The organism is uncultured Alistipes sp. (genome assembly GCF_902388705.1).
In the GTDB taxonomy this organism is placed as follows: Bacteria; Bacteroidota; Bacteroidia; order Bacteroidales; family Rikenellaceae; genus Alistipes.
Window position 1 is genome coordinate 1 of record NZ_CABMQJ010000055.1, and the last position, 12,448, is coordinate 12,448.

Annotated in this window: 10 protein-coding genes; 3 read left to right on the forward strand and 7 right to left on the reverse strand. The window is 60.9% G+C overall.

From position 1 onward, the window contains the following. Nucleotides 1-37: 37 nt before the first annotated feature. Both tpiA and lysS read right to left on the reverse strand, forming a co-directional pair. Complete coding sequence (gene tpiA, locus QZT71_RS10395) at nt 38-796, reverse strand: triose-phosphate isomerase (protein ID WP_295915810.1); 759 nt, start codon at nt 794-796, stop codon at nt 38-40. Between the two features lie 36 nt (nt 797-832). Then, nucleotides 833-2,554, reverse strand: a complete 1,722-nt coding sequence (gene lysS / locus QZT71_RS10400) for a lysine--tRNA ligase (RefSeq protein WP_295915811.1) — start codon at nt 2,552-2,554, stop codon at nt 833-835. Between the two features lie 210 nt (nt 2,555-2,764). Here lysS and QZT71_RS10405 point away from each other — a divergent pair, with 210 nt between their 5' ends. Then, the gene (locus QZT71_RS10405; protein WP_295915813.1) at nt 2,765-4,810 is read left to right on the forward strand and encodes a DNA/RNA non-specific endonuclease; all 2,046 of its coding nucleotides are present in this window, start codon (nt 2,765-2,767) and stop codon (nt 4,808-4,810) included. Nucleotides 4,811-4,879: 69 nt separating this feature from the next. On the opposite strand, the gene QZT71_RS10410 is transcribed toward QZT71_RS10405, so the two are convergent. The 5 genes from QZT71_RS10410 to QZT71_RS10430 all read right to left on the reverse strand — a co-directional run bounded on the left by QZT71_RS10410 (nt 4,880) and on the right by QZT71_RS10430 (nt 10,288). Beyond that, nucleotides 4,880-5,530, reverse strand: coding sequence for a phosphatase PAP2 family protein (locus tag QZT71_RS10410; protein ID WP_295915817.1), 651 nt, complete (start codon nt 5,528-5,530; stop codon nt 4,880-4,882). Nucleotides 5,531-5,650: 120 nt separating this feature from the next. Further along, nucleotides 5,651-7,156, reverse strand: a complete 1,506-nt coding sequence (locus tag QZT71_RS10415; protein WP_295915820.1) for an MBOAT family protein — start codon at nt 7,154-7,156, stop codon at nt 5,651-5,653. After that, the gene (locus QZT71_RS10420) at nt 7,153-8,760 is read right to left on the reverse strand and encodes a hypothetical protein (protein ID WP_295915821.1); all 1,608 of its coding nucleotides are present in this window, start codon (nt 8,758-8,760) and stop codon (nt 7,153-7,155) included. Before QZT71_RS10420 ends, QZT71_RS10415 begins: the two co-directional genes overlap by 4 nt. Nucleotides 8,761-8,767: 7 nt before the next feature. Beyond that, nucleotides 8,768-9,535 (reverse strand): zinc metallopeptidase, encoded by a 768-nt coding sequence (locus tag QZT71_RS10425; RefSeq protein WP_295915824.1) that lies wholly within the window; start codon nt 9,533-9,535, stop codon nt 8,768-8,770. Between the two features lie 3 nt (nt 9,536-9,538). After that, entirely contained in the window at nt 9,539-10,288 is a 750-nt protein-coding gene (locus tag QZT71_RS10430) for an SDR family NAD(P)-dependent oxidoreductase (RefSeq protein WP_295915826.1), read from the reverse strand. Nucleotides 10,289-10,364: 76 nt separating this feature from the next. Between QZT71_RS10430 and QZT71_RS10435 the strand changes: the two genes are divergently transcribed. Continuing rightward, nucleotides 10,365-11,609, forward strand: a complete 1,245-nt coding sequence (locus tag QZT71_RS10435) for an FtsX-like permease family protein (RefSeq protein ID WP_295915827.1) — start codon at nt 10,365-10,367, stop codon at nt 11,607-11,609. 2 nt (nt 11,610-11,611) lie between these two features. Then, complete coding sequence (gene ubiE / locus QZT71_RS10440) at nt 11,612-12,328, forward strand: bifunctional demethylmenaquinone methyltransferase/2-methoxy-6-polyprenyl-1,4-benzoquinol methylase UbiE (protein ID WP_295915829.1); 717 nt, start codon at nt 11,612-11,614, stop codon at nt 12,326-12,328. Nucleotides 12,329-12,448: the final 120 nt, after the last annotated feature.

Below are 12,448 nucleotides of genomic sequence, written 5' to 3' on the forward strand. Positions count from 1 at the left end.
ATGCGTACCGGCGGTCGTCGTATAAAGTCAGCCAGGCTTATTTCGCGAAACCTTTGCCGATGCCGAGGAAATCCTCTGCCTTGAGGGCTGCGCCGCCGATCAGGCCGCCGTCGACGTCCTCCTTGGCGAAGATCTCGGGGGCGTTCGAGGGCTTGCACGAACCGCCGTAGAGAATCGCCGTATCCTGTGCTGCAGCACCGAATTTGTCGGCCAGCACTTTGCGGATGTAGGCGTGAATCTCCTGCGCCTGCTCGGCCGTTGCGGTCTTGCCCGTACCGATGGCCCATACGGGCTCGTATGCGATTACGAGCTCCTTGTACTGCTCGTCGGTGAGGTTGTAAACGACCTCTTCGATCTGGGCTTTGACCACGTCGAAGTGTTTGCCGGCTTCACGCTCTTCGAGGTTCTCGCCTACGCAGTAGATGGGAATCAGCCCGTTGGCATATGCCTGCGCCATCTTCTTGTTGAGCGTTTGGGAAGTTTCGCCGTAGTACTGGCGGCGCTCCGAGTGGCCGAGGATTACATATTTGCAACCCAGCGCTGCAATCATCGAAGCGGCGATTTCGCCCGTATAGGCGCCTTTGGCCTCCGTGGCGCAGTCCTGTGCGCCGAGTGCGATGTCCGAGCCCTTGAGCGCTTCGGCAACCATCGACAGGTGCGTGAACGGGGGGCATACGATGAAGTTGACGCACGAGCAAACCTCGCCGCGGCCGGCTACGATACCTTTTGCCAGTTCTACACCTTCGGCGGGAAGCGTATTCATCTTCCAGTTGCCTGCAACAATTTTCTTTCTCATTTTGTTAGGTTTTTATTGTTATAAATCCGAATTTCCTTACTCCTCGCACCACTTTTTGACCTCCTCTATCAAGGGGGCTTTCAGTCCGAGTTTGTTTTTCTTGTTGAAGCCGCACAGGTCGTTGAAGAATTTGCCCGGGGCGAGTTTCTTCAGTGCGTCGACCGTGATATAACCCATTTTCTGGATGACGGGCACCCACTCTTCGGGTACGCCTATAGCGATGTATTTCTCCGCGGGGTCGCTTACGGCTTTCTTTTCGGGGCGCATCTGCGGGAAGAACAGCACGTCCTGAATCGAAACCTGGTCGGTCATGAACATCGTCAGGCGGTCGATGCCGATGCCCATGCCCGAGCACGACGGCATGCCGTATTCCAGTGCGCGGACGAAGTCCATGTCGATGAACATCGCCTCGTCGTCGCCCTTCTCCGACAGGTGCAGCTGTTCCTGGAAACGCTCCAGCTGGTCGATCGGGTCGTTCAGCTCCGAGTAGGCGTTGCACAGCTCCTTGCCGTTGACGAACAATTCGAAACGCTCCGTCAAATCGGGATTCGAACGGTGGCGCTTGCAGAGCGGCGACATTTCGCGCGGATAGTCGCAGACGAACGTCGGCTGAATCAGCTCCTCTTCGCAATATTGGCCGAAGATGGCGTCGATCAGTTTGCCCTTGCCCATTGTTTCGTCGATTTCGACGCCGAGGCGTTTGCAGGCCTCGCGCAGCTGCTCCTCGCTCTGCCCCGTGATGTCGTAGCCGGTCTTTTCGCGGATGGCGTCGGTCATCGTCAGGCGGCGGAACGGGGCCTTGAACGAAATCTGCTTGCCGTCGAGCGTCAACTCCGTCGTGCCGTTCACGGCTATGGCCACGCGCTCGAGCATCTGCTCGGTGAACTCCATCATCCAGAGGTAGTCCTTGTAGGCCACGTAAATCTCCATGACGGTGAATTCGGGGTTGTGCGTGCGGTCCATACCCTCGTTGCGGAAGTTCTTGCCGAACTCGTATACGCCGTCGAAGCCGCCGACAATCAGTTTCTTGAGATACAGCTCGCTGGCGATACGCAGGTACTGGTCGATGTCGAGGGCATTGTGGTGCGTGATGAACGGACGCGCCGCGGCGCCGCCCGGAATGGGCTGCAGAATCGGGGTCTCGACCTCGACATAGCCTTTCTCGTTGAAGAATTCGCGCATCGTGGCGATGATCTTCGCGCGTTTGACGAATACGTCGCGTACCTGCGGATTGACCACCAAATCGACGTAGCGCTGGCGGTAGCGAACCTCGGGGTCGGTGAACGCGTCGAACGTCTGGCCGTCTTTCTCCTTGACCACGGGTAGCGGCCGGATCGATTTCGAGAGCACCGTGAAACGCTTGCAGTGCACCGACAGTTCGCCGGTGTTGGTGTGGAACGCGAACCCCTCGATGCCGACGAAGTCGCCGATGTCGAGCAGCTTCTTGAATACCGTGTTGTACAGCGTGGGATCACCCTCGGGACATACGTCGTCGCGGCGGATGTAGACCTGGATGCGGCCCGTATGGTCCTGCAATTCGAAGAACGAGGCGCTGCCCATGATACGGCGCGTCATGATGCGGCCTGCGATGCGGACATCCTGGTAGTTGCCTTTGGCCTCGTCGTAGTTGTCGGCGATTTCCCGGGCCGTGGCCGTCACTTCGTAGCGGGCTGCGGGGTAGGGATCGATGCCCAACTCGCGCAGGGCTGCAAGCGACTGCCTCCGGAGTTGTTCCTGTTCGGTGAGTTCGATCGTCATATCGTGTGTTTTTGAGTTTTCGGATTATCAATCGTGCAAAGTTAATAAATTCTGCTGAAATTTGGTTCTGCCGGGCCGTGCGAATCGTTGTTTTCGCCGCTGCGGTCGATTATATACCTTTTGCAAGCCGGTTTGTACGATTTGAAACAGCCCCGTTTCGACTCCGGCACTAATTTTAATCTTTCGAATTTTTACTTTAAATCCGTATTTATGAATTTCAATGCCTCAATCATCCGCCCCGTAGTCTTGCGTCTGCTGGGCCTGGCCGGGTGCCTCGCACTGCTGTCGGTGAGTTGCAGCAAGAGCGACGGCGGCGATCCCGATCCCGTTCTCAACGTTTCACCCCGGAGTCTGACTTTCGATGCGGCAGACGCCGCCAAAAACAGGGTGACGGTCGAATCCAACGGCACCTGGAACGTGACTCCCGACGCGGGACTTGCCGTCGACAAAAGGTCGGGCAACGGGAACGGAACCTTCACCGTGACCGACGCCCCGGCCGGGAAAAGCAGTACGCTGATCGTTACGATGGGAGCACTTTCGCAGACGGTGACCGTCGTGCGGGATGCCGAACCGGTAGTTCCGAGCCTGGAAGTCGCTCCCGAAACGCTCGAATTCAAACCCGGCGGTGCGGGCAATACCGTCGAAGTGACCTGCAATACCGCGTGGACGGCTTCGGCTTCGAACGGGGCCCTCAAATTCACGCCCGCTTCCGGCGAGGGGAACGGCACTATCACCGTCACCGATATGGCCGAAGGCGAAACCTATACGCTGACCGTCACCGCGGGCGAGGGGGCAGATGCCGTCGGGCGTACTGTTTCCGTGACCCGCAAAGCCGCTGTCGACCCGGTTACGGTGCTCTTCAGCCTCGACTTCGGGGCTGCGCCTGCCCAAGCGATTTTTACCGATGCGTTCGAAAGCTGGAAAACCCAGACAGGAACCGGTGCTGCGGGTGTTACGTACGATGCTCTCGGCGTGAAAATCCGCGGAAGCTACGACGGTGCCTCCGCCGGGGCGTCGGGCAAGGGGTATGCGACCATGACGGCTACCAAAACCACGAATCATTTCACCGTCCGCAATATCGCCCTGCCTGCGGATGCGAAAGATTTCACCCTCTCGTTCTATGCGATTTTCCCGGCGGACGACGTGATTCTCTCCGTGAGCGACGGCTCCGCAGCCAGGGAACTCGCCTATCAGGGCTCCCCGGCTTACAATACGTGGAAAAAGGTGACTGTCGGGTTTTCGCTCAAGGACCCCGTGTCGCAGCTGACCCTTTCGCTCGCGCCGAAAAAGGCGTTCACGTTCGAGGAACGCCAGTACGGTCTTAATTTCGACGACATCGTCCTCATGACCGGCGGGGGCGGCCAGCAAATCGACTTCACCCCGGCTTCCTACCGCTGGGCGGAGCTTCCCTCCGATTTCGAAACGCCCGCGACCGACCAGTTCGTGCATACGACGTGGACTACGACCGTGACGAGCGGCAAGCACGTGCGCAACTATACCTATTGTTACGATACGCGGCGTCACAATCCTGTCTGGGTGGCTTATCCGCACCACAGTTGTTACCTCGAGGGGTCGGGCCGTTCCGACGAGCCGTGGGCGGCCGATCCGGCGCTTCCCGAATCGCAGCAGTCGAAAATCTACGGCACCTCTCCCGACGACAAGTTCCAGTATTGGACTGCCGATCTGGTCACCGGCCGGTACGGTGAGGGCTATTGGTCGCGCGGACACCTCTGCATGTCGCGTGAACGTTCGGGCAAAGGTTTGGAAATCAACGTGCAGACGTTCCGGCCGACCAACATAGCGCCGCAGCCCTCCGAACCGAGTCCGTTCGGAAAAATCTGGGGGAATGTCGAAACCGTCATTTCGGGCGGAGCGATTCCTGTCGATACGCTTTATATCGTGGCCGGGTGCTATTACGAAAACGATAACCAGGTTGAAAAGGACGCTTCGAATTTCGGCGTCTTGAGCTCCCTTTCGAAAGCGTGCGTCATGCCGACGCACCAGTTCAAGATGGCCGTGCGCAAAAAGACCGCACAGGTAGGCAAACCCATTCAGGAATGCACGGCCGCCGAACTGCAGACCATCGCCTTCTGGGTCGAAACCCTTACGCGGAGTTCGGCGACGGAGTTGTCGGAGTTGGGCGAGTTCATCGTGCCGGTTACGTTCGTCGAGGAGAAGATGCAGGTGAAGTTCTTCCCCGGCATTCCCGACGCTGCCAAGACTTCGAAAGGAACCCTCGCGGAGTGGGGGTACTGATGCTGCACCGTATCATGTCGGCGGGGGCTGCCTTTTGAGGCAGCCCCCGCTGTGTTTTCGCAATCCGCATCAGGCTGCCGGGGCGCTCCGGCGGCGTGCCAGCCTGCGGTAACCCCACAGTGCGGCGTATCCCAGTGCGATGCCGACCAGCGTGCCCCACACGAGATCCATCGGGAAATGCTTGCCGAGGTAGATGCGCGAGTAGCAGATGACGACGGTGCAGGCGGCCATCAGCCACGTGAACCACCTGCGGCGGATAGCGCCGCACGACAACACGGCCAGCGCCACGATGGTCGCCGCGTGCGCCGATACCGTGCCGTACATGCCGCTCACGGCTTCGCGCGGGACGTGTACGGCCCAGTCGTGCGGGATGGCGGCCCGGCGCAGGACGCGCAGTGAGTCGGGGGTGATGTTGAGCCCCTCGAGCGCGGGGGTGAACATGGGCCGCGGCCGTGGGGTGAAATCCGGCAGCAGGCCGCCCAGCAGGCCGTTGTGTTTGAAAATGCCGGATACCATGTCCGACAGCCCCAGGGCGGCGAGCATCAGCACGAAGAATACCAGCATCCCGCGCCAGCCGCTGCGGCGCCATACGAGCCACAGAATCAGTGCATAGAGCGGCAGCCACATCGTCGTGCCCGAAATGGTGAGCATCACGCGGTCGAGGGTTGTGCCGCCGTCGAAGTTGAGTGCCATGAACAGGCAGTGGTCGAAAGTGTACATAACGGTAGTCTTTGTTTTACGCGGAATTCCGAGCTGGCGGGCCGGCTGCAGCCGCGGTCGGCGGCCGCCATTGGATGCCGCTATGCGGCCGGACGGATGCTCCGGGTTGTCGTTGCCATTTTAAAACTGGAAATAAATGAACGGTTGTATGTCGCTCGATTTTATTTGCATTACGCACCATATCATCGCCGCGGCCATCACGATTTGCAGTACCAGCGGGGCATGCGCCACCAGGCGCTGCGCTATGCGGTCGACGGAGGCGGGCAGCATGTGTAGCGCGTATCCTGCGCCGAGCAGGGCAAAGACCCCGGCATAGCCTGCGATAACCTGCGGAATCATCGGGGCGTTGAAGTTGTAGAATATCTGGTGCAGCATCAGTTCGACGGTCTGCATCGACTCGGCGCGGAACATCAGCCAGCCCAGGCATACGATGTTGAACGTGAACAGAATCCCTGCGGCACGGCTCCACCAGTGCATCTGCTCGCCCGACGCTTTGGCCCCCGGTACGAGAGCCATCCACAGTTTGTGCAGCGCCAGTGCCACGCCGTGCAGCGCTCCCCAGAGGATGAAACGGACGGCGGCGCCGTGCCACAGTCCGCCCAGCAGCATCGTGACGAGCAGGTTGGCGTAAGTCCGTATTCGGCCTTTGCGGTTGCCGCCCAGCGAAATGTAGAGGTAGTCGCGCAGCCACGAGGAGAGCGAGATGTGCCACCGCCGCCAGAATTCGGTGATGGTGGCCGATTTGTAGGGTGCGTCGAAGTTCTTGGGGAAGCGGAAGCCCAGCAGCAGCGCGATGCCGATTGCCATGTCCGAGTAGCCCGAGAAGTCGCAGTAGATTTGCAGGGCGTAGCCGTAGATGCCCATCAGGCATTCGAATCCCGAGTAGAGCAGCGGTTCGTCGAAGATGCGGTCGACGAAGTTGAGCGAGATGTAGTCCGAAATAATCGCCTTTTTGAAGAGGCCCGTCAGAATCAGGAATACTCCCGTGCCGAACATTTCGCGTGTTATGACAATCGGGTTCCGGCGTATCTGCGGGATGAAGTCCCGTGCGCGGACGATGGGCCCGGCGACCAGCTGCGGGAAGAACGAAAGGTAGAAAAGATAGTCGCACCAGTTGTCGAGCGGCTTGAGCTGTCCGCGGTAAATGTCGATCGTATAGCTCATCGACTGGAATACGAAAAACGAGATTCCGACCGGCAGGAAGATGTTCTGGAATTGCAGGAAGCCCTGCCCGAACAGTTGGTTGGCGATGTCGATCAGGAAGTTGGTATACTTGAAATAGGCCAGCATGCCGAGGTTTACGGCGACGCTCAACACCACCAGCCAGCGTTTTGTCCACACGGCGCGGGCCGCATGGATGCCCTTGGCAATCCAGTAGTCGCTCGTGGCGGCAAAGACCAGCAGCAGGAAATAGATGCCGCTCGACTTGTAGTAGAAGTAGAGCGAAAAGAGGATGACATAGACGATGCGGGCCATCGGCGCCCGGCGCAAAGCGCTGTATACAAGCATGAACCCGGCGAACAGGAACAGGAACAGCCCGCTGCTGAAGATTAGCGGCGAGGAGGCGTCGTAGGTGAACAGCGCCTGCAGTTTCTCCATTATGCCGTCCGTTGCGGGAAAAGTCATTTCAGGGGTGCGTTGAGGTTTTCGGTAACAGCGGCCGGCAGCAGTTCCCGGTCGATTTTTTGCCGCCGCAGGCTGTCGAGTACGGCCTGTTCGGCCTGCCGGCGGATGCGGGCGGCCTCCGCCTCGGCATAGGCCTCGTACGCCCCGGCGTTGATTGCGTCGAAGAGCGACCACGCCACGCGGCGGCCTCCGGCGTAGTTGATGTGCGTGAAGTCCTTGCCGGCCCAGCCGTTGGCGACGAACTGCTCCATGCCGCCCAGCGAGCGCATGGCATCGCACGTCGGCCAGAATGCCGCACCGGTGTTTTCGGCGGCCTCGCGCTGGAAGCCGAGCATGTAGGGAATGGCGTCCATCGGCTCGAAGCCCGTGTCGGTCTTGATTGAGCGGTCGCTGACGCCGAGTACGAGTACCGCGGCGCCCGGGAAGCACTGCCGCACGTAAGCGATCATCTTCTCGATTTGCCGGGCGTAGTTGGTGTAGTTGCGCACGCCCGTCTGCATGATGTTGAGACCGTATTGCAGGATTACGAGGTCGTAGCCCGCCAGGGCGTTTACCTGTGCGTTGACCGACGGGTTGGTCCAGAACATCGCCTGCCCGTTGTTGCTGCGCACCGAGTAGTTGTCCACCACCACGCCGCCGGCTTCGAATACCGCGCCGTAGCCGATAAACCCGTCGGTGCCGGAAAGCACCTTGAACCCGAGCGAACGGATGCGGGGCGCCGTGACAATCGCCTGCCGTACGGCGGGGGCACCCTCGACTTCGAATTCATGGCGCAGCGTGTCGTTGAGCGTCAGCTCGATGCGGCTGTCGGCAGGGCTGATGAAGAACACCCGCGCCGTGGTGCAGGTGTCGAGCCGCTGCCGGAAATCGGTGCACTCCCAGCGGGTCGAAGCGCCGGCCGCAGGCTGGCATACCCAGCCCGAAACGTAGAAATTCCCGCGCAGGTGCTGGGGAGCCGCCTTGCGCTGCATGATGTTGTAGGACGTCCAGCCTTTCGACTGGGTTTTGATTGTGCGGCGGAAAGCCGTCAGGGGCGATGCCATCGGTGCAAATCCCGCGCCTCCGCCGCCATAGGCCTGCTGCAGCTTTTCGCGCAAATCGGCCGTGAGGATGTCGCCCTCTATGAACGAGTCGCCCAGCACGGCGATGCGTACGGGGCGTGCGGCGTAGAGCAGCGTGTCGTAGAAAGCCCGCAGGCGGCTTGAATCGGCCGGCCGGAACTCTTCGATTCCGACGAGCGTCGGGTTGAGCCGCGTACTGTCCGGTGTGACTTTGCGGTGCGGTAGCTCCCCGCTTGCCAGCGTCCATTCGAACGTAAGGCGTACGGGACGGGGAGCCGTGTCGGCCTCGATGCGCTCGGCTTCGATTTGTTCGGCCACCTGCGCCATGTCGACGTGGAAATCCGCCTCGTCGAAGAGTGCGGGCTCCTCGGCCGCGGGAGCCGCGTCGTCGAAAGCGAGGATGTCCGAGAGGATATTGGCCCGGCGGAGTTTTACGCCGCCGAGGCTTTGCGGGGGGATAAAACTCACGGCCCCAAGCACTGCGATTAGCGCCAGGGCCGCAATCCATCCCCGGTGGGTGTAGTCTTTTTCAGGGGTTTCCATCGATGGTTCAGTCGCGCCGTCCGAGGATCAGGAAAACCCAGTAGAGAACCGAAGCGACGGCGCTCAAGGCGGCTACGAGGTAGGTGCGTGCGGCCCACGAAAGGGCCTCCTTGGCCTGTGCGAGCTGTGCGCCCTGCATCGTGCGGCTGACCTGCAGCCATTCCAGCGCGCGTGCCGACGCGTTGTACTCCACGGGCAGCGTCACCAGCGAGAAGAGCGCCGACATGGCGATCATACCCACGCCGATCCAGCAGACCACTTCGTTCTGTGTCGTGGCGAGGAGCACCAGTCCGAGGATGATAATCCACGTCGCGGCGGTCGAGGAGAACTGTACGACCGGAACCAGCTGCGAGCGGAGCGTCAGCGGGGCGTATCCGCGGGCGTGCTGCACGGCGTGGCCGCATTCATGGGCGGCTACGGCGGCTGCGGCGACGCTGGTCGACGAATAGACGCTGTCGCTCAAATTGACGGTCATCGTCTGCGGGTTGAAATGGTCGGTCAGGTGGCCGCCCACGTGCGTCACCTTGACGTTGTGGATGTTGTTGTCGCGCAGCATCTTTTCGGCGACCTCGGCTCCGGTCAGTCCGCCGGGGAACTGCACTTTCGAATATTTGCGGAACACCGCCTGCAGGCGTGCCTGCACGATGTAGCCCACTACGCCGATGACGATAATCAGCACGAACATCCCCATCTGTGCGCCCGAATATTGTACCGCCTTTGCGCTCGGCTCGGCGTAGTATCCTGCCTGGAGCAGGGTGAAAAGCATGTGTGTCATAATCTATTTCGTTTTTTTGTAGGTGTAGTACGCACCCGCCTGCTGTGCGGGCATCAGTACCATATCATTAACGTTCATGTGGGCGGGTAATTGTGCCGCCCATGCGATTGCTTCCGCAATATCCTCGCCGGTCAGCGGCGTCACGCCGTCGTAAACCCGGTCGGCGCGCTCCTTGTCGCCGTGGAAACGCACCTCCGAGAACTCGGTTTCGACCATGCCGGGGCGTATCTCCGTCACCTTGATGCCGCTGGCGAGCAAATCGGCGCGCATGGCCTGCGAAATGGCGTGCACGGCGTGCTTCGAAGCGCAGTAGACCGCACCGTTCTCGTAGGGTTCCGTGCCGGCAATCGAGCCGATGTTGAAGATGTGTCCGCCGCCTGCGGCCACCATCTTGGGCGCAATGACCCGCGTGACGTAGAGCAGTCCCTTGACGTTGGTGTCGATCATGGCGTCCCAGTCGGCCGTGTCGCCCTTGTCGATGTGCTCGAGTCCGGCCGCGAGCCCGGCGTTGTTGACCAGCAGGTCGACGCGTGCGAGCGGCTCCAGGTGCTTCTGCACCTCCTTTTCGCTGCGCACGTCGAACACCAGCGCCGTGCAGCGGCCGCCGGCCCCTTCGATTTCGCGTTTCAGCGCTTCGAGCCTTTCAGCACGGCGGCCCGTTGCCGTGATGTCGTATCCTTCAGCCGCGAGCCGCAGCGCCGTGGCGCGCCCGATACCCGATGTGGCTCCTGTGACCAATGCTTGTTTTTTCATAAAAGTGGGTTTACGATGGGCAAAAATACGAAATTATTGTGTTACTTTGCATAAATTTCCGAGCAAAATAAATACCGTGAATCTCGCTTTTTTCATCGCCCGCCGGACGGCGCAGCACACCCCGGGGAACAAGCCCGGGGTTATGGAGCGTATCGCCGTGATTTCCGTGGCGTTGAGCGTCGCCGTGATGATTCTCGCGATGGCCGTGATTATGGGCTTCAAGCGCGAGGTGGCGCACAAGGTGACGGCTTTTTCGGCGCACGCCGTGGTAACGGGGATCCGGGGCGCCGGTACGCTCGATTCGCAGCCCGTGCGCCGCAGCGCCCGCACCGAGGCGATGATTCGCTCGACGGAGGGATTCGCTTCGATGGCCCCCTATGCCGTCAAGGGCGGGATCGTCCGCACGGCCGACGCCGTGGGCGAGGTGATGCTCAAGGGGGTGGATACGGCCTACGACTGGTCGGCATTCCGCGAATGGCTTGTCGACGGCGACCTGCCCCGTGTCGGGGATTCGCTGCGTACGAAAGACATCCTGCTCTCGCGCAACCTGGCGGACAGGCTGATGCTCGGCGTGGGCGACCGCGTCGAGATGCTTTTCGTCGAAGCGGACGACACGCCCCGCCGCGACCGGTTCAAGGTCGCGGGCATCTACTCCTCGGGGATGGACGAGATGGACAATACGGTCATCATGACCGACCTGCGCAACGTGCAGCGTCTTGCGGACTGGGCTCCCGACGAGATTTCCGGCTACGAGATTTTCACCGCCGACCTCTCCCGGGCGGACGACTTCGCCCGCAGGCTGGGGCACGAGCTGCTCTACGACGATGCCGATGAAACGGCGAACCTCGCCGTGAGCAGCGTCACGGAGCTCCATGCCAATATTTTCGACTGGCTGAAAGCCCACGATGTGAACGCCGCCGTGATTATCGTCATCATGCTCGTCGTGGCTTTTTTCAACATGACTTCGGCGCTGCTGATTCTCGTGCTCGAGCGCACGCGGATGATCGGCCTGCTGAAAGCGTTCGGGATGCACAACGCCATGCTGCGACAGGTGTTCCTCTGGCGCGCGGCGTTCATCACCCTGCGCGGACTGGCATGGGGCAACGCCGTGGGACTGGGGCTGTGCCTCCTGCAGCGATATTTCCACCTGGTGAAACTCGACTCCGAGGGCTACCTGCTCTCCGAGGTGCCCGTGTCCCTGGGCTGGGGCTGGTGGCTGGCGCTCAATATCGGTGTGGTGGCGGCGATCGTCGCGCTGCTCGTCGTGCCGACCTGCATTGTATCTTCCGTGAAACCCGACGAATCGATTCGATACGAATGACCGTGAAACCGTATAATACCGAACAGACCAAGAAAGAGGAGGTGCGCGAGATGTTCGACAACATCGCACCCAAATACGACCTGCTGAACCATACGCTCTCGATGAGCATCGACCGCATCTGGCGCCGCCGCGTAGTGCGCATCGTGCGCCGCGCACAGCCCCGGCGCATCCTCGATGTGGCGACCGGCACGGGCGATCTGGCCATCGAAATGGCGCGCCGTATCCGGGACGTGCAGGTGCTGGGCGTCGACCTCTCGGAGAAGATGCTCGACGTGGCGCGCCGCAAGGTCGCGGCCCGCGGGCTGGACGAGCGGGTCGTGCTCGACGCGGGGGATGCCGAGCATCTGTGTGTGTCGGACGCTTCGGTCGATGTGGCGACGGTGGCTTTCGGCGTACGCAACTTCGGCGACCTCGGGGCCGGGCTGCGGGAAATGGCCCGCACAATAAAACCCGGGGGCAAAGTCGTTATACTCGAGTTTTCGCGGCCCCGCAACCGGGTGTTCCGGGCATTGTACGAGTTCTACACCTATAAGATACTACCCCGCATCGGCGGCATGGTGTCGAAAGACAAACGGGCCTACGAATACCTTCCGGCCTCGGTCGGGGAGTTTCCCGCGCCCAAAGAGTTCATGGCGATGATGGAGCGGGCGGGATTTCGCGAGTGCCGGGCCCGGAGCCAGAGTTTCGGGATTGCGCAGATATATGTCGGACAGCGATAATGCGATAAATATGGAGCGAAGCCATACACGAGCGGCGGCCGGGCCGTATTACCGGGCCTTCGGTGCGCGGCCGGCGGCCGAGTCGGCTGCTGCGGCCCGCTTCCCGCTATCCGCTGCCGG